This is a genomic window from Paenibacillus sp. LjRoot56, from assembly GCF_964253335.1.
GTDB classification, from domain to species: Bacteria; Bacillota; Bacilli; order Paenibacillales; family NBRC-103111; genus Paenibacillus_E; species Paenibacillus_E allorhizoplanae.
Map to the genome: position 1 here is coordinate 1,492,994 of NZ_CAXURV020000001.1, position 17,567 is coordinate 1,510,560.

General features: G+C 47.1%; 17 protein-coding genes and 4 tRNA genes. 16 read left to right on the forward strand and 5 right to left on the reverse strand.

Annotation, left to right across the window (positions count from 1 at the left end; all coding sequences use genetic code 11):
* Nucleotides 1-129 precede the first annotated feature (129 nt).
* The 3 genes from ACSQ8O_RS06735 to ACSQ8O_RS06745 all read left to right on the forward strand — a co-directional run bounded on the left by ACSQ8O_RS06735 (nucleotide 130) and on the right by ACSQ8O_RS06745 (nucleotide 3,120).
* Nucleotides 130-411 (forward strand): CopG family ribbon-helix-helix protein, encoded by a 282-nt coding sequence (locus ACSQ8O_RS06735; RefSeq protein ID WP_028553892.1) that lies wholly within the window; start codon nucleotides 130-132, stop codon nucleotides 409-411.
* Nucleotides 412-414: 3 nt separating this feature from the next.
* Nucleotides 415-765 (forward strand): type II toxin-antitoxin system PemK/MazF family toxin, encoded by a 351-nt coding sequence (locus ACSQ8O_RS06740; protein ID WP_028553893.1) that lies wholly within the window; start codon nucleotides 415-417, stop codon nucleotides 763-765.
* 174 nt (nucleotides 766-939) lie between these two features.
* The gene (locus ACSQ8O_RS06745) at nucleotides 940-3,120 is read left to right on the forward strand and encodes a Tex family protein (protein WP_436241957.1); all 2,181 of its coding nucleotides are present in this window, start codon (nucleotides 940-942) and stop codon (nucleotides 3,118-3,120) included.
* Nucleotides 3,121-3,428: 308 nt separating this feature from the next.
* Here ACSQ8O_RS06745 and ACSQ8O_RS06750 read toward each other — a convergent pair whose 3' ends face one another.
* From ACSQ8O_RS06750 to ACSQ8O_RS06760, 3 genes are all read right to left on the reverse strand, one after another.
* Nucleotides 3,429-3,992 carry a hypothetical protein gene (locus ACSQ8O_RS06750; RefSeq protein ID WP_436240948.1) on the reverse strand — a complete coding sequence of 188 codons (564 nt, stop codon included), beginning with the start codon at nucleotides 3,990-3,992 and terminating at the stop codon, nucleotides 3,429-3,431.
* A gap of 299 nt (nucleotides 3,993-4,291) precedes the next feature.
* Nucleotides 4,292-4,456, reverse strand: a complete 165-nt coding sequence (cmpA, locus tag ACSQ8O_RS06755) for a cortex morphogenetic protein CmpA (RefSeq protein WP_141692697.1) — start codon at nucleotides 4,454-4,456, stop codon at nucleotides 4,292-4,294.
* Nucleotides 4,457-4,529: 73 nt separating this feature from the next.
* Complete coding sequence (locus ACSQ8O_RS06760; protein ID WP_056608646.1) at nucleotides 4,530-4,883, reverse strand: hypothetical protein; 354 nt, start codon at nucleotides 4,881-4,883, stop codon at nucleotides 4,530-4,532.
* Between the two features lie 113 nt (nucleotides 4,884-4,996).
* On the opposite strand from ACSQ8O_RS06760, the gene ACSQ8O_RS06765 reads away from it, so the two are divergent.
* The 7 genes from ACSQ8O_RS06765 (at nucleotide 4,997) to ACSQ8O_RS06795 (ending at nucleotide 10,153) form a co-directional block, all read left to right on the forward strand.
* Nucleotides 4,997-5,470: a SprT family protein gene (locus tag ACSQ8O_RS06765; RefSeq protein ID WP_436240949.1), complete on the forward strand. Its 474-nt coding sequence runs from the start codon at nucleotides 4,997-4,999 to the stop codon at nucleotides 5,468-5,470.
* Nucleotides 5,471-5,489: 19 nt separating this feature from the next.
* Nucleotides 5,490-5,565 (forward strand) — tRNA-Asn (locus ACSQ8O_RS06770).
* Nucleotides 5,566-5,570: 5 nt separating this feature from the next.
* Nucleotides 5,571-5,659 (forward strand) — tRNA-Ser (locus ACSQ8O_RS06775).
* A gap of 145 nt (nucleotides 5,660-5,804) precedes the next feature.
* On the forward strand, nucleotides 5,805-7,547 hold the full coding sequence (locus tag ACSQ8O_RS06780) for a methyl-accepting chemotaxis protein (RefSeq protein ID WP_436240950.1): 1,743 nt from the start codon (nucleotides 5,805-5,807) through the stop codon (nucleotides 7,545-7,547).
* A gap of 171 nt (nucleotides 7,548-7,718) precedes the next feature.
* Nucleotides 7,719-7,790, forward strand: a tRNA-Glu gene (locus ACSQ8O_RS06785).
* Between the two features lie 17 nt (nucleotides 7,791-7,807).
* A tRNA-Leu gene (locus ACSQ8O_RS06790) sits at nucleotides 7,808-7,889 on the forward strand.
* Between the two features lie 371 nt (nucleotides 7,890-8,260).
* Nucleotides 8,261-10,153: a rhamnogalacturonan lyase gene (locus ACSQ8O_RS06795; protein ID WP_436240951.1), complete on the forward strand. Its 1,893-nt coding sequence runs from the start codon at nucleotides 8,261-8,263 to the stop codon at nucleotides 10,151-10,153.
* A gap of 44 nt (nucleotides 10,154-10,197) precedes the next feature.
* Here the strand turns inward: ACSQ8O_RS06795 and ACSQ8O_RS06800 are convergent, their stop codons facing one another.
* Complete coding sequence (locus tag ACSQ8O_RS06800) at nucleotides 10,198-11,043, reverse strand: helix-turn-helix domain-containing protein (protein WP_436240952.1); 846 nt, start codon at nucleotides 11,041-11,043, stop codon at nucleotides 10,198-10,200.
* Between the two features lie 159 nt (nucleotides 11,044-11,202).
* Here ACSQ8O_RS06800 and ACSQ8O_RS06805 point away from each other — a divergent pair, with 159 nt between their 5' ends.
* The 4 genes from ACSQ8O_RS06805 (at nucleotide 11,203) to ACSQ8O_RS06820 (ending at nucleotide 13,051) form a co-directional block, all read left to right on the forward strand.
* Entirely contained in the window at nucleotides 11,203-11,877 is a 675-nt protein-coding gene (locus ACSQ8O_RS06805; protein WP_436240953.1) for an MBL fold metallo-hydrolase, read from the forward strand.
* 9 nt (nucleotides 11,878-11,886) lie between these two features.
* The gene (locus ACSQ8O_RS06810; RefSeq protein WP_436240954.1) at nucleotides 11,887-12,198 is read left to right on the forward strand and encodes a hypothetical protein; all 312 of its coding nucleotides are present in this window, start codon (nucleotides 11,887-11,889) and stop codon (nucleotides 12,196-12,198) included.
* 114 nt (nucleotides 12,199-12,312) lie between these two features.
* Nucleotides 12,313-12,399, forward strand: coding sequence for an AraC family transcriptional regulator (locus ACSQ8O_RS06815; RefSeq protein WP_436241958.1), 87 nt, complete (start codon nucleotides 12,313-12,315; stop codon nucleotides 12,397-12,399).
* A 436-nt stretch (nucleotides 12,400-12,835) separates the two neighbouring features.
* Nucleotides 12,836-13,051, forward strand: coding sequence for a hypothetical protein (locus ACSQ8O_RS06820; protein ID WP_056608664.1), 216 nt, complete (start codon nucleotides 12,836-12,838; stop codon nucleotides 13,049-13,051).
* 214 nt (nucleotides 13,052-13,265) lie between these two features.
* Here the strand turns inward: ACSQ8O_RS06820 and ACSQ8O_RS06825 are convergent, their stop codons facing one another.
* Nucleotides 13,266-13,601, reverse strand: a complete 336-nt coding sequence (locus ACSQ8O_RS06825; RefSeq protein ID WP_056608669.1) for a hypothetical protein — start codon at nucleotides 13,599-13,601, stop codon at nucleotides 13,266-13,268.
* 379 nt (nucleotides 13,602-13,980) lie between these two features.
* On the opposite strand from ACSQ8O_RS06825, the gene ACSQ8O_RS06830 reads away from it, so the two are divergent.
* Complete coding sequence (locus ACSQ8O_RS06830; RefSeq protein ID WP_436240955.1) at nucleotides 13,981-15,957, forward strand: glycoside hydrolase family 127 protein; 1,977 nt, start codon at nucleotides 13,981-13,983, stop codon at nucleotides 15,955-15,957.
* Between the two features lie 152 nt (nucleotides 15,958-16,109).
* On the forward strand, nucleotides 16,110-17,522 hold the full coding sequence (locus ACSQ8O_RS06835) for an ABC transporter substrate-binding protein (protein WP_436240956.1): 1,413 nt from the start codon (nucleotides 16,110-16,112) through the stop codon (nucleotides 17,520-17,522).
* The last annotated feature ends 45 nt before the right edge of the window (nucleotides 17,523-17,567 follow it).

Below are 17,567 nucleotides of genomic sequence, written 5' to 3' on the forward strand. Positions count from 1 at the left end.
TTAACAATCTTATATCTTTAGGTGTAACATAATTGATATACCGGAGGCATATATTCTATTGTATAATTTGGTTTTTGGAATGACATACTGGTAATATTGTCTTTGTATCGTTTCTGGGGGTGCGAGAGTGTGAGCAATGCGCATAATACGAAAAGGATCATGATTAGCTTGCCTGACAATCTGTTGCAAGAAGTGGACGGGATTGTTGAGAAGGAAAACTCCAATCGGAGTGAATTCATTCGTCAGGCAATGAAGCTGTATTTAATTGAACGCAAAAAGCGCAGTCTACGCGAATCCATGCAGCGTGGGTATATGGAAATGGCGAAAATAAATCTCAGCATGGCATCTGAAGCTTTTCAAGCGGAGGAAGAAGCGGACGGAACGCTTGATCGCTTAGTAAGCGGGGTGTAAGACGTGATTGTGAAACGTGGCGATGTATTTTTCGCAGATCTTTCGCCGGTCGTAGGATCGGAGCAGGGAGGAGTCCGTCCTGTTCTAGTGATCCAAAATGATATCGGCAACCGCTTTAGCCCCACTGTGATTGTTGCAGCGATTACAGCTCAAATCCAAAAGGCAAAGCTTCCCACGCATGTGGAAATCGACGCGGAGACGCACGGTTTCGATCGAGATTCGGTCATTCTGCTTGAGCAAATCAGAACAATCGACAAGCAAAGATTGACGGACAAAATTACGCATTTGGATGAAGAAACCATGCGAAAGGTTGACGACGCTTTGCAAATTAGTGTGGGACTGATAGAATTTTGAATAAGGTCTGGAACGGACGAGGGAGATAGTACCCTCGTTTTTTGGTTTGTACATACATATACATACGATTAATAGAAGAGAGGTATGACTGTGGCAAATGTGGAGACGGATGGCCAAGTAACGGAGAACGAAGGAAAACCAAAAGCAAGTGAGTTTGAGGAACCGAAGGCGAAGATACAGATTCCTGCGGAGAAGAAAGCGGAGATTCAGGAACGGATCCTGAAGCAAATCTCCGCCGAGCTGCAGTTGCCTTCCGGAAAAGTGAAGACGACGATGGAGCTGTTGGATGAGGGCAATACGATTCCGTTTATCGCGCGATACCGGAAAGAGATGACCGGTGAGCTTGACGAGAATCAACTGCGGGATATCGAGGAGCGTTTGCAATATTTGCGTAATCTCGAGGATCGCAAAATCGAGGTTGTTCGTCTGATCGATGAGCAGGGCAAGCTCACGGACGAGCTGCGCACATCGATTGAGAGAGCTGTGAAGCTGCAGGAAATCGAGGATCTCTACAGGCCTTATCGCCAGAAGCGGAAAACGAGAGCTAGCGTTGCCAAGGAACGCGGTTTGGAGCCGCTTGCGGCGTGGATTTGGAAGCAGCCTCGTCAAGGCTCGCTGGAGCAAGAAGCTTCGCGTTACATCAACGCGGACAAGCAGGTTGGTAGCGCTGCAGAGGCGATTCAAGGCGCGATGGATATCCTGGCGGAGAATATCGCAGATGATGCGAAAATACGGGCCTGGGTGCGTCGATTCACGCAGGATAACGGCATTATGCGGACAGAGGCTAAGGATGCGAAGGCAGAATCTGTCTATGAGATGTATTATGCCTATCAAGAGCCTGTGAAGCGCCTGCCGCCTCACCGTATTCTCGCGATTAATCGCGGGGAGCGGGAAGAGATTCTGAAGGTTGGACTAGATGTTCAACCAGATAAAATTCACGACTACATGTTGCGTCAAATCGTGAGAGGCGATTCGGTCGTAAAAGACGTGCTGCGTAACATTGTTGAAGACGCATATAAAAGGCTGCTTGCACCATCCGTTGAGCGTGAGGTGCGCGGTGAAATGACGGAAGCGGGCGAAGAGCAGGCGATTAAGATTTTCGCGGAAAATCTGCGCAATCTCCTGCTGCAAGCGCCGATTAAGGGTCATGTGGTGCTCGGTGTCGATCCGGCCTACCGGACAGGCTGTAAGCTGGCCGTCATCGACGACACCGGTAAAATGCTTGAAATCGCCGTCACCTACCCAACACCACCGAATAATAAGGTGGCGGAAGCGAAGGCGAAGTTCAAGCAGTTGATCAGCACATACAGCGTGGAGCTGATTGTGATCGGGAATGGGACGGCGTCCCGTGAAACGGAGCAGTTCGTTGCGGAGCTGATCGGTGAGATCAAAGAGCGGAAGCTCAAGTACTTGATCGTCAGCGAAGCGGGGGCGAGCGTGTATTCCGCGTCGAAGCTGGCGCAGACGGAATTCCCAGAGCTCGACGTGGCCGAGCGCAGCGCGATTTCGATCGCGCGGAGGCTGCAGGACCCGCTCGCAGAGCTTGTGAAAATCGAGCCGAAAGCGATCGGCGTCGGTCAGTACCAGCATGACGTTTCGCAGAAACGTCTGGACGAGAACTTGAAGGCCGTCGTAGAATCGGCCGTTAACCATGTCGGGGTGGACTTGAACACGGCGTCCCCGTCCTTGCTGTCGTACGTGTCGGGGGTCAACGCGACACTTGCGAAGAACATCGTGAAGTATCGCGAGGAGAATGGCAAGTTCAGCTCCCGACAGGAGCTGTCGAAGGTTCCTCGCCTTGGTGCGAAATCCTTCGAGCAGTGTGTCGGGTTCATGCGGATTGCGGGCGGCCGGAACCCGCTCGACAACACCCCGATCCATCCGGAGTCTTACGACGTGGTGGATCGGTTGTTCAAGGAGCTGCGCATCGAGCTTGCGCAGCTAGGCTCTCAGCAGCTGCTAGCGCTGCTGCAGACGCTGGAGCCAGAGGAGCTGGCTCCTAAGCTTGGCGTCGGTGTCCCGACGATGCGGGACATCCTAGACAGCCTGCAGCGGCCTGGGCGGGATCCGCGGGACGAAGTCCCTGCGCCGATCTTCCGCACAGACGTGCTGCAGCTGGAAGACCTTGTGCCGGGCATGGAATTGACCGGCACGGTGCGTAACGTGATCGACTTCGGCGCCTTCGTCGATATCGGCATTAAGAACGATGGGCTGGTGCACATCTCCCAGCTGAAGAACGGGTTCGTGAAACATCCGATGGATGTGGTTTCTGTTGGAGACATCGTCCAAGTATGGGTACTCAATGTGGACCAGAAAAAAGGCCGCGTAGGCTTAACGATGAAGAAGCCGCAATAGCAGGTTTAGGAAATCAGTTGATGATGAATAAGTGGCAGTTGGGAGTTCGCTCCCAACTGCTTTTTGTGCGTCTAGCATTTTAACTGGATTTCCTCCATCTATATTTCCTGTTCACCTCCACATTTACTGATTTAACTGGATTTCATGTAGTTACTTTCAGCGTATTTCTTTCAAATCGCCAATTTGTTTGTAAATAGATGGAGGTTTTCCAGTTAATCTCTGCAAAACGCCGAATTCGCCAAAATTAACTGTAGGTTATACAGTAAAACGAGGGGGAACGAGTCAACTTATTATGTTCGAAGCATCCCCTACTTCTGAGCACCTCCCACCTCCTTCACCAAATAAGTCATCGTATATCGCTGACCGGCGACTAGGGAAAGCATTCCTTCCATCGAAAGACGGATGAGCCACTCAGCCGCGATACGAATGTTCACATTGCACTCAGCTGCGACTTCTTGAAGCCGAACTTTACCATTACGCCGTTTGGCGATCTGGAGGATAAACTGCTTTCGAAGTTCCCACACGTCCGCCTCAAGCTCAGCTATGGTGGGGGGATGTGGTTTGCTGCTAGAAACGATCCTTCTATGTTCCAAAGGAATAACGTTGTTATTTCGATGTCCGTTTTTTTGCACTTTACTTTCTTGTTCTCCAGTCTGGCGCACTCGATCTACTTGCTTTCCAGACTGTATCACTTGGTTCTTTCTCTTCACGTTATTTTGCAGTCGATCTATTCTCTTCCCGCTCACTTGCTCTCGACCTACTCGTTCTCCTTCCTGCAACACCTGAAACCGATCCTCCAATCCCCTTTTCCAAAATAACCTACGATGCTTCTCGCGCATTCTGCGCAGCCACTGACTACTATTTGTCTCCATGTAAATAAGCCCCCTTTTTCAAAATAAATACGCAAAAAAGCACAAACGAACTGCAGATAAATCTGCAAGCTCGAGTGTGCTTCACTCAGGTATTTATATTTAATTCTCTAATTCATCTTTACTTTTTGTTACATTTATTTACAGTATAGAGGGCACATTTCAAATATGCAACTGTTTTTTCTTGCTCTTGATGGCGTCAGGTTCGTATGTTTTTTATCGCATGTTTACTCTTTCTATCTGGTTTTTATGTACCGAATGGCAAAAAGCCAGCACTTGTAGCACAAGTACTAGCTTTCTCATTAAAATTTACGTTTGCTCGGTCCGTCCGTCGATTGGCTGTCAGGCCACTCCTCTTGTGAGCGGCGAGTGCGGTAAAAGTACCAGCTATCGTTCAATAATCGAATTTGTCTGCGGTTTTTGTTCTGGAAGGCACGCATTAATTGATTACAAAGCCATTGCGGCATATGCCCATCCCCTTCTTCGCCATGTACTTATAGCATATGAAGAATGAGGGAAATGGGTGCAGGTCCCGATTGTTTAGAGATCAAATTCCTCTTCGTACCATTGCTCAAGCTGAGCTTGCAGCGCACGAATTTCAGTCAACAGTGAGATCAACGGATAGGATTTCTCTTGGATACCAGCGAACGTTTTTTCTAAACCATTGATGTAATCCAAGCCTTGGATAAGCGTATACGTCGTACCGATCAATTCCAAGTCGTCACACTCCGCAATTACGCGTGGAAGCTGTGGCACATGGTCAGCGGTTAATTTCTCTAATTCTTTGTGTAAACGTTGGTTCAAAGCCGTTAATTGATAGGAATAGGAGGAAGGCATTTCGACGAATTCCAATTGTTGGTCAAGCTTCAATATGGCATAGCGCATTTGTGGCATGAGGTGGTTCAAATCCTTTCTGTATAGAGCGTTCGTTCTTCTTTTCTACTTGACAGTATAGCCGTACATACGGTACAAATTCAAGTAAGAACTTGTCATTGGAGTGTTCGTAGATGGAAGATCAAGAGCTGCAGCAATGGATCGAGCAGATTTCTATGGAATCGTTTGGGAGACCCTTCGTTCACCAAGCGCGTTTTAACCGGAGATTGCGATCGACGGGTGGACGTTATTTTATGAAATCACATGATATTGAGATCAGTTGGAGCCAGTGGGAGACCTATGGGCGGGATGAAATCGAGAAGATCATCAAGCACGAGCTCTGCCACTATCATTTACATATTATGAAGCGAGGCTATCAGCATCGGGATCAGGATTTCAAAACCTTACTAGCCCAAGTAGGCGGTACCCGATATTGCCAATCCTTACCGCGGCCCCGGGCGAAACAAGCCTATAAATATAGGTTAGAGTGTGTGAATTGCAAGACGGAGTATTATCGGAAACGTAAAATGGATGTGCGTAAATTTGCTTGTGGAAATTGCAGGGGAAAATTGAAATCGTATACACTTGACTTAACGGCGCCTTCATAATAAAATAAAACTTGTTCATTCCCTGATAGCTCAGTTGGTAGAGCACTCGACTGTTAATCGAGTTGTCACAGGTTCGAGTCCTGTTCGGGGAGCCATATATGGAGAGATACCCAAGTGGCTATAAGGGGACCCTCTGCTAAGGGGTTAGACTGCGTAAGCGGTGCGAGGGTTCGAATCCCTCTCTCTCCGTCACGAAATAAGTTCAATGGCGTTCATGCCGTTGGGCTTATTTTTGTTCATACGAATCTCACTCCATGCTAACAATTTTCTAATAAATGTTAAACGTTTGTCCTCTATAGTGAATAAAAAAAGCTTCACGATGGGGGAACTTCCAGTGACTAAATTATTCTCGATACGTGTGCGTCTTCTCTTATTGTTGTTAATTCCTTCTCTGTTGTATTTAGGCACGAGTGTATATCTCCTTCAGGTAAACAAGTCCAATACGGATACGCTGACCTCCTCCTTGTATGAGACGACAGAGAAGAGTGTGTCACTTATTTTGAATGCGGACCGGGATATGTATCAAGCTATGAATGCTTATCAGTTGTTAGTGTCGGGTACTTTGACTGCGGAGGAGAAAACGAGCCAGTTGAAGGTGCTTAAAGACAATATTGATCAAACGAATACAAGAGTCGGACAAGCGGTTACTATTTTCAAATCACAGGAATTACTGCAAACGGCACATGCGGAGACGAAAGTGACGATTGAGCAAAGTGCATCGAGCTTCCAAACTTCCTTTGATCAGTGGGTTAAAGAAGCGAATGCCGTAGTTCAAGCGGGGAGTGTTGGCAAAGGCGTTTTGAATGAAGCGAAGCTGATGGCCACCTTTGAGAAGGGTCGCGAAGGGCTGAATGTCATTGGTGAAATTCTAGACGTGCATGCTAATCAAAGCATTATCGATATTAAGCAGGACAATAATGAAACAGCCAAAGGCGTTTACATCGGCGTGGCGGTTATCGTCTTCATTTTGTTTGGAGCTGGCGGATTTGTGATCAGGAAAATCATGTCAGTGGTACGTAGAATTTTAACCATTACGGGTGAGGTTGCTGCAGGAGATTTGCGCCATGAGGCGCAATTGACGTATTCAAAGGATGAGCTGGGTCAGATTTCAGAGTCGGTTGATCATATGGTTGCCAAAATGAGAGGCTTAATCGGCACGATTGCACACAATACGCAATTCGTGCACGATGCTTCCGTGGAGCTGTCGGACAGCTCCAAAGAGTCTGCCCACGCTGCTGAACATGTGGCTTCGAATATTCAAGAAATGACACAGGAAGTCGAAGTGCAAGCAAGAAGCAGTGAGGAGACGAGCCGGGCAATCGAGGAAATGGCGATTGGGATTCAACGTGTCGCAGAGAACTCAAGCGTCATGGCGGATCACTCCTCATTAACCTCTCAGCATGCAACACTCGGTAATGAGCTGCTTTCGAAACTGCAGCACCAAATCGTGAATATGCTGAGCTCGGTCGAACAGCTGTCTGTGACGGTACAGTCGCTGACCCGTAAGTCGGATGAGATTGGGCAGATTGCCTCAAGTATCACGAGCTTCGCCAACCAGACCAATCTCTTGTCGCTGAATGCGTCCATTGAGGCGGCTAGAGCAGGTGAGCATGGCAAAGGGTTTAATGTCGTTGCCCAAGAAATCCGCAAGCTCGCATCACAATCGATCGAATCTGCCGACGGTATCAATCAGTTGATCCACGAAACGAGAGTCGAGATTGCTAGTGTATCCCAGTCGATGAATGCGACGAAGCAGGAAGCAAGCGCCGGCTCACAAATGATGCAGGAAGTAAACCAGAGCTTCGAAACGATCATGCAGTCTGTGACACACATCGTCACTCAGATTCATGAGACATCGGCGATAACGCAGCAAATGTCGGCTAGCTCGGAAGAAATTTCAGCTACGATGGATCAGTCAGCGTCAAGCTCATCTCAGATTTTGACGAGATCGCAAACGGTAGCAGCGGCCACAGAGGAACAGCTTGCCATGATGCAGAATATTGCTGCTGCGTCGGAACAGCTGAAGTCCGTTGTGGATACCTTGAACGAGTCTGTGTCCTATTTTAAAATCAAATAGTTGGTTGCAAAAGGGGAGTTCTCATGGTTTTAGAAGCATGGCTATGGGGACTCCTCGCTTGTTTGCTTCGACTGGTTCATTACCAATAATTAGGCTTGTCAAAGAGCCCGGAATCCTTTATAATAACACTTGTCGTCCATAACGGGCTGAAATGTTCAATGACTTTTGTATGGCCCGTTGGTCAAGTGGTTAAGACACCTCCCTTTCACGGAGGTAACAGGGGTTCGAGTCCCCTACGGGTCATTGTTTTATTCTCTCATGCGGTCGTGGTGGAACGGCAGACACACCATCTTGAGGGGGTGGCGCTCACAAGGCGTGAGGGTTCAAATCCCTCCGACCGCATCCCATAAAAACCCTTGATAATCAAGGGTTTTTGTTATGTTTATGGAAGTACACGCCTACCGAACGTACGAAAAATGATTATAAATATAGACCAGTTCCTATTTTTGGGAAGTGGTCTTTTTTTTGTTCGAAGCTGGGCTGTTGCCTGTTTTAAAGATATGTGCCATAAAATAGCAGGATTGTGCAGGAAGTTAGCTATTGTCTGCATTAAATCTCTTGTATTTTCACGTTATAATGAGGAACGAAATGAAATGTAAGCGCAATCAATAGACTGATGATCCATACGATCGTAGGAGGTGAAACGGGAGGTTCGCAGATGTCCCGAGGCAAATTGAATGTAGATCTAAATTGACTACCTGGAGGTTGTAGAAATGTTTAAACATGCTAAGCAACTGATTAAAGCAACTTGCTTCATTACATTAAGCTCACTCCTCATTTCCTCTTTCGGTATCCAAACACCTTCCGCACACGCAGCGGTTGCTAGGCAAATGGAGAAATTAGACCGCGGTCTAGTGGCAGTTAAGGTCAGCACGGGCGTCCTCGTCAGTTGGCGACTTCTCGGGACGGAGGCAGCAAGTACTTCCTTCAACGTCTATCGAAATGGCGTTAAGCTTAATGCTACACCGATCACGACAAGCACGAATTATCAAGATAATTCGGGTACCACGAGCTCCAGTTACACGGTTAAAGCCGTTGTTGGTGGCGTGGAGCAGACCGCGTCAACTGCGGTTACGCCATGGGCGAACAACTATTTGGATGTACCGCTACAGAAACCTGCGGGCGGGACGACACCAGACGGTGTCAGCTATACCTATAACGCCAATGATGCAAGTGTTGGCGATGTGGACGGTGACGGGCAATATGAAATCATTTTGAAATGGGATCCTACGAATTCCAAAGATAATTCACAAGATGGATATACGGGTGAAGTATTTGTCGATGCTTATAAACTGAATGGTACGCGGTTATGGCGGATTAGTATGGGTAAAAATATTCGAGCTGGTGCTCATTATACGCAATTCATGGTTTACGATTTAGATGGGGATGGTAAAGCGGAAATCGCCATGAAAACAGCCGATGGAACGAAGGACGGCACTGGCATAGTCATTGGCAACTCAACGGTGGACTATCGCAACAGTGTGGGGAGAGTTCTGAGTGGGCCAGAATTTTTAACCATCTTTGAAGGGGCGACAGGAAAGGCGTTGACCTCAACGAGCTATGATCCACCGCGTGGCACAGTCGGCGATTGGGGCGATACGTATGGCAACCGCGTAGATCGTTTCTTAGCGACGGTCGCTTATCTGGATGGTCAGAAGCCCAGCATTGTCATGGCACGCGGCTATTACACAAGAACGGTTCTGGTAGCCTACAATTGGCGTGGTGGAACACTATCTAAATTGTGGACATTTGACAGCAACACCTCAGGCAACTCGGCTTATGCAGGGCAAGGGAACCACAACTTAACAGCTGCCGACGTTGATGGTGATGGCAAGGATGAAATTGTCTATGGCGCGATGACGATTGATGATAACGGAGCTAAGAAATATAACACAGCGTTAGGGCATGGCGATGCCCTTCATGTCGGCGATTTGGATCCGAACAGCGCGGGACTCGAAGTATTCAAAGTGATGGAAAGTACGAGCGCTACCTATGGCGCAGCCGTGTGGAACGCGGGAACTGGGGCCATCAAGTGGGGAGTGAATACAGGCGCTGATACGGGAAGAGGTATGGCAGCTGATATTGACCCACGGTATGCTGGTGAAGAAGTATGGGCAAGCAATGGTGTTGGGCTTTATCAAATCAATGGTACCAAAATCAGCTCCACGACTCCTTCATCCATTAACTTTGGTATTTGGTGGGATGGCGACGTTTCCCGTGAGCTTCTTGACCATAATTGGGATGGCACGAATGGGGTTGGACGTATTGATAAGTGGAATTACACAAGTCTCAATACAACGACCTTATTAACCGCAACAGGAACCAATTCGAATAACTCCACGAAAGGGAATCCTAGCTTGCAAGCCGATTTATTCGGCGATTGGCGTGAAGAGGTCATTTGGCGGAAATCAGACAGTTCAGCTTTACGCATCTATGCAACGCCTTATGAAACAACGACACGCCTGTGGACTTTAATGCATGATCCGCTTTACCGTCTGGATATCGCTTGGCAAAATGTAGCTTACAACCAGCCGCCTCACACGAGTTACTATCTCGGGACAGGTATGGCTACACCGACGCAGCCGAATATCTATACCACGCCCTAAACTGAGAATAAGAGAAGCGTTCGGGTCACTCCGGCGCTTTTTTCTCATTCCATTCTTAGTTGTTGAATGCGTTTTCTACACACAGCAGGGGATGTCCCATAGAAAGCGGAAAACTGGCGAGAGAAATAAAAGGGATGATTGAACCCGACTTCCTCCGCAATTTCGGCCATCGTTAATGAAGTCGTTTCTATGAGTTTTCTAGCTTGGCGAAGTCGAATTTTATTTAACATGTCCATCACGGATTCACCGGTCTGTTTTTTAAAGAGATGGGCGAACCTGGAAGCAGATAAGTTAACGACAGCAGCCAGTTCAGCAACCGTATAAGGTTGACTATAATGCTGTGTAATCAGCGCTAACGTATGCACTATGCGTGAATCCAACGGATATTCGGTTTGCATGGCACTTTTGGACAGGAGAAGGAGGAGTTTTTCAAGTGCGTTGATAGCGAATCTTTCTGAGTAGAAATCCGTTTCATCATTGTATTGAATTAAATTGTAAAAAGCGTTAGTTACCTGAAGCGACTCGTTTTCAGAATGAAAGCGAGCAAATCGTATGCCTTTAATCACCTCTGGCAGCTGTAAAAGCGGTAACCATTCTTCCTTCGGGACAAAATGACACCAATAAAACTCCCATAGCGTGTTCTCTGGCGTTCCGTAAAAATGGGGGGTGCCTGGTGTGATTAAGGTAACCTCATCCTGGTGGCATTCATAGGTCTCTTTACCGTTGTTAAATAAACCTGTCCCCTTTAATGTCAAGGTTAAATAATAATCTTTCGTACCATTGGACCGTTTCACCTTGTAGCCAAATGATTGGCGATAATGGCCGGAAATTAGCTTTCCGGGGATCGTAGTTAAATTCTCAGTGGCAGAAAAAGACATGAACTCAGTCATAATCGCTTTGCCCCCATTTCCCATTTAGTTACTAGTATATAGGATTTTATGGAAAAATAAATCGGGTACAGCGTGTAGCTCGAATACAAAAATTGATCTTACATGCACCAGCCATTACAATGGAAATAAGTAGTTAGGCAAATTTTCGGAGGTGCAGGAATGGCAGATCAAGCAGGAATTCAACCACTTATTTTGGATATGGACGTTAATGGGAATCCATTCACCGTACATGCAGCATTAATTTGGGACGAGCAGGATGTCATCCTTGTTGATACGGGTATCCCTGGCCAGTTAAGACTTATTCGCGACCAACTTGCTGCAGCATCCTTTCCTTTTGAAAAGCTGACGAAAATCATGATTACGCACCAAGACATGGATCACATTGGCAGCTTGCCAGAACTGGTGGGCGCTGCTGAGGGACGGATCGAAGTGCTGGCGCATGAACTTGGCAAGCCTTATATTCAAGGGGAAGTGCCCTTGATTAAACGCAAGATTTTGGCTACTCCGACGAAAGTGGATGTGACGCTTCAGGATGGGGATGAACTTCCTTTCGGCGGGGGCATTCAAGTCATTTATACACCTGGCCATACACCAGATCATATCAGTCTGTACCACCCAAAAAGTAAAACATTAATTTCCGGGGACGCGCTTACGTCGCAAGAAGGTGTGCTTATGCCTCCGAATCCTCAGTTCACGCCTGATATGCCGTTAGCGCTTAATTCCGTAGCAAAGCTACTGGACTATGACATTGAAACTGTCATCACATATCATGGTGGTGTTTGTACGGAAAATATTAAAGAACGTCTCGCTGAAATTGCGCAAGGTCAGGCATAAGGAGCTCCTATGGATCCCAAAGTCAAACAAGCTTTAGACATAACACTTCAGAACTGGCGGACCATGACCTCCTATCAAAGTGATGAGAAAGAAGCAGTGGCCGATCAATTCCAATCTTCGTTCTATGTATTTATTGATACCGTCCGCGATTGGGTACTCCGTCAAGATCCCATGCCTCTAACGCTGGATGATATGCTTGCAATTGATATGATCCAAGATATTTTTGACGTATTGCCTGCTCCTTTGCATCTGAATTTGGAGACGGAATTAGAATTAATGATAGACGGGGTAGAACGCGAGGATGAAGATAAATACGATTGAGAATTGGCTCAACCCATGTTATATATGGCGTTGGGTCCTTTTTTATTGGAGCATCGAGCAATCGAAGAAGCTGCTGCGCGACAGTCGGATGAAAATATATGAAATCGCGAGCAAGTGGGGATTAGGGATTTGCGGTATTTCGGCAAGCTGTTTAAAAAGCGGACAGGGCAGACCCCGAAGGAGTTTCGATACGGAAAATGAACTTATTTCAAAAGCTGCTTCTGCACCTGTAAGTCGAAAAAATCGACTTAGAGAGCTCCGAAGGCCAAGCAGCGCTCCCGTAAGTAGAAAAAATCGACTTAGAGAGCTCCGAAGGCCGAGCAGCGCTCCCGTAAGTAGAAAAAATCGACTTAGAAGCTCCGGCGGGCCAAGCAGCGCTCCCGTAAGTCGAAAAAATCGACTTAGAGAGCTCCGGCGGAGCTATTTTCACTTGCGCGATACATCGTGTGTCCGCACTAAACCCGACTAAAACACTCAGTCCAAGAGGTTATATTGGTATTTAGCAAATATTAAAATATAACATAATCATTTAGCTAAAAGCAATATTTTTTTTGAAAAAGACTTGATAAAATCAGTCAAATGGGTTAATCTTCTAATTGTTGGAAAACAATAAAGTTGAGAGAAAGGAGTGGAACAAATGGAAATGATGAGCATGAAAATGATGATGTCGATGTGTATGGAAGAAATGATGTGTAAAATGAACAACATGAAGATGATGATGGATTGCATGCAAGGTATGGAAATGGCGGACATGATGGATATGGATATGATGATGTCCAAGATGCAGTCTTGCGATGAGATGATGACAATGATGATGGGTATGATGCGTGAAATGAAACAAACCGCTGTGTAAGATTCGTCCTTATACAAGGAGTTATCGAACACACACGGTTATCATTGGATTCATACGATGAAATTTTTATTGCCAGTACATATCAATCTGCAAATTGATGCGTACCGTTTAAAGCAATTCTGCAGAGCAGATGACTGCATGCATGGAAATGATGAATAGACATGAACCCGATGTCCGGTAGAGCGGTAATCCGCATACGGGATTTTTTGCATTTCTAGCGTTGGTAAGTCGCGTTCAACTGTTTACCAATTTCAACCCGCTGTAGTTTCAATCCCCAAACTTCCTCGATCAACCGAGAAGAGACATACACGTTATCTGTTTCCCTCAGCTGTCTGTATAGCTCCAGCATCTTCTTATTGACGGCATCGAACTGGTGCCATAGTTGGCTTATTTGATATTCAAGTGTCGTTTGTTGCATATATAAGGCTGATTTACTCAGCGTCTGTATAATTTCGTTTTGCCATTGGGCGTCCCCGATTTGCTTCGCATAATTCAACAAATCCAGATAATCATCTTTCCAGCGTTGCTCTAATTTCACGGTTTCTAGCATGGCGGTTACCTCATTTCGGCTTTATACCTAGTATTATACTCGGAATTAACGGAATTGCAAGTGTGAAAATTATTTATTTCAAAAGTTATTAAAATCGTAGTTCATGCTTAAACAATAAATCCACTATTCCGATGTTATTCCCGATAATATGTTTCTTCCCTTCGCCTAAGAAAGCGCGCCGCAATCGATGAAATAAGGGATAGGTGGAGAGTTGAACTGTAAAATTGGAGAGCTCATTTGGGATATTATTAATATTTTCTATTGGTTGTAATTTCTAAAAAAGTGGTTGTAAATCTTTAATTAATACCAGGCTATCCCATGTATTATAATTAGTAGCGCTTTCATTAAGAAGGCGAAATTTAAAAAAGGGGCACACCTGATGAGTATTATATCTATCTCAACACCCGTTCAATTGAAGAATGTGATAATCCAGGATGACTTCTGGTCCCCTTATATTTCATTAATTCGCGATGTTGTAGTTCCTTACCAGTGGGAGGCGCTGAATGACCGAATCGAAGGCAACGAGCCGAGTCACGCCATCCAGAATTTCAAAATCGCTGCCGGATTGGAGCATGGCGACTTCTACGGCATGGTGTTCCAAGATAGCGATGTGGCCAAGTGGCTCGAAGCCGTTGGATATCTTTTGGAGCAAATGCCTGATCCCGATTTGGAAAAGGTAGCGGACGAAGTCGTCGATCTGATCTCTAAGGCGCAGCATGCGGATGGATACTTAAATACGTATTTTACACTCAAAGAAAAGGCAGGCAGATGGACGAATCTCGCGGAGTGCCACGAGCTCTACTGTGCGGGTCATCTGATCGAAGCGGCGGTCGCCTATGAGAAGGCAACGGGGAAGGGCAAGATTCTGGAAGTAGCTTGCAAGCTGGCTGACTGCATCGATGCGACGTTCGGGCCAGAGGATGGAAAGATCAAAGGTTATGATGGGCACCAAGAGATCGAGCTGGCGCTAATGAAGCTCTACAGAGTCACTTCCAACGATCGCTATGTGAAGCTGGCAAAGTTCTTCTTGGATGAGAGAGGGCAGAGTCCCCACTTCTACGATTTAGAGTTCGATCGCCGGAATGGCGAGACTCATTTCCAAGCGCTGAAGATAGCCAAGGACAAATCTTACAGCCAAGCGCACATCCCGATTCGCATGCAGCAGACAGCCGAAGGTCACGCGGTGCGGGTCGTATATATGTGTACGGGTATGGCCGACGTAGCGGCAGCAACTGGAGACGAGGAGTTGTTGAAGGCATGCCGGGCGCTCTGGCATAACATCGTGAACAAGCGGATGTACATTACGGGATCGATCGGCTCAATGTCTTACGGCGAGTCGTTCACGCTCGATTACGATTTGCCGAACGATACGGCTTACGCCGAGACGTGCGCATCGATCGGTCTCATCTTCTTCGCCCAGCGCATGCTTCAGATCGAGCAGAGAAGCGAATACGCGGACGTCTTGGAGCGAGCGCTCTATAACACCGTTATCGGCGGAATGTCTCGCGACGGACAGCATTTCTTCTATGTGAATCCGTTGGAAGCTTGGCCTGAAGCGAGCGGTAAGAATCAGAATTTCGATCACGTGAAGATGGAAAGGCAGCGATGGTTTGGCTGCGCTTGTTGCCCACCTAATATCGCTAGGCTGCTCGCCTCTCTCGGCAGCTATATCTACTCGTTCCATGGGCATACCCTTTATGCTCACTTATATATTGGGAGTCAAGTCACGGTGGAGGTGGATGGCGGCGCCGTTGGGCTCATCCAGCATTCCGAGCTGCCTTGGAACGGTAACATTAAATTCGAGCTGAAGATGGATGAACCCAAAATTTTCTCCTTGGCTCTACGGATACCAAGCTGGTGTAGGTCTTGGGATGTCAGGGTTAACGGGCAACCGGTAGTGGAATCGGCTATGCGCCTGCTTAACGGATATCTTCATCTCGAACGGAAATGGAGTACCGGCGATATCGTCGATCTGGTTCTTGCAATGAACGTTAGTCCGATGAAAGGAAATCCGGAAATTCGAGAGACCGTAGGCATGGTCGCCATCCAGCGAGGGCCGATGGTGTACTGCCTGGAGGAAGCCGACAATGGCAAAGGTCTACATAAGCTGATTATCCATCCGGGCTTCGAAGATCAAGTTAGCTTTGATAGCAGCTTGTTAGGCGGACTGCTTACCATTGACTTAACCGCTTATCGGCTCCAAGACGAGGGCTGGAAGGATCAACTGTACCGCGTGAAAGACGAGGATCACTTAGAAGCGACTACGGCCAGATTTATCCCTTACTTTGCTTGGGCGAACCGGGGAAGCGGCGAGATGAGAGTGTGGATTAGAGAAAATACGGTTTTACCCTCATGAGGTGCAAGGATAGATCACGCTTGTTAACTCTGGTCAAGGAGGGAAGGGAGCAATCGACAATATAACAGTCTTAATAGACAGATGAAATATTCCCCGCCCACGCGGGAGGAATCAAGGAGTGACGGCGAATTATATATGATGGAGGGGTTAATATGAAAACAATGAAAAAGGGATTCGTGGTTAGCGTATCAATGGTCTTGATCTTAAGCATGATGGCTGGATGCTCCACGAATAACGATAAACCAAGCGCATCGCCAACGGGAGAAGCAGCTACAAAATCACCAGAGAAGACGGCAGCTCCTTCCACGGAGAAGGTTAAGATTACCTATTCGATGTGGGGAAGTGAGGCTGAAGGAAGCGCAACCCAGGCAGCGGCGGATAAGTTTAATGCTTCTCAAAACAGAATCGAAGTCAAAGTGCAAGCGATTCCTTGGGAAAACTACATGACCAAACTGAATACGCAGGCTACGGCAGGTCAATTACCAGATACGGGAATATTGAAGGAGGATGGCGTCATCCAGTGGTCCTCCGATGGTATGTTGAATGATGTAAGTGCCATGTACTCGGGAAGTGACAGCAAGCCGCTGGATAGCCTAGCTTACAAATATCAAGGCAAAACCGTAGCCTATGCCGCTGCGAATGAAATCCTACTCCTTTATTACAACAAAGACATGTTCGACAAAGCGAAAGTACCTTATCCGCCATCCGCATTGGATAAAGCATGGACATGGGATGAATTCGTAGCAACAGCCAAAAAGCTGACGGTCGATAAGAATGGCAAACATGCTGACGAGGCTGGCTTTAATCCGCAGAGCATCGTTCAGTATGGTGCATCCGTCGAAAATCTGGCATGGCAGTTGGAAGCTTGGGTGCTCAGCAATGGCGGCGGTTTCTATTCGGGTGACGGTACATCGGTGAGAATCGGGGAAGACGCCAGTATCGAAGCGATTCAGAAAGTCGCGGACCTGTACTTGAAAGATCATGTTGCCCCGTTGTCTGTTGGACAGACCGATGATGGCATTCAGCGTACCATCATCGCAGGAACGGTCGCCATGGCCACGAACGGCCAGTGGAACATAGGAACTAGCTTGAATGCAGCCAAGGATGCAGGACTGAAATATGGCGTTGCCGTATTACCATACTTTAAGGAAAAGGTTACTCTCAACACGGGCGGTGCCAATGTCGTATTCTCCCAAACCAAGCATCCGAAAGAAGCGATGGAATGGCTCAAATGGTACACAGCTGAAGAAAACAATTGGGGACTTATCTCATCGGGTATTTGGATGCCAACACTGAAAAAGTGGTATACGGATGAAACGCTTACCCATAAATGGGTCGACAATAAGAACTTCCCTCCGTACAACGAATACAAGTCCGCTGTAGTCGATTATGCACAATCCTCAGCCGCCAGACCCGCTGCCTGGTTCTATACGAATCATACGACGGACTTTAACACCTTGCTGGGATCGACCTTGGGGGATGTTTGGACCGGAAAAGCTACCGCCAAGGATGCCATTACCAAAAATCTCGAAGCTTTGAAAGCAGCCAATAAAGGCAAAAAATAACGTATAGGAAGGATGACCGCTAAGAACAAGCAAGCGGCGGTCATC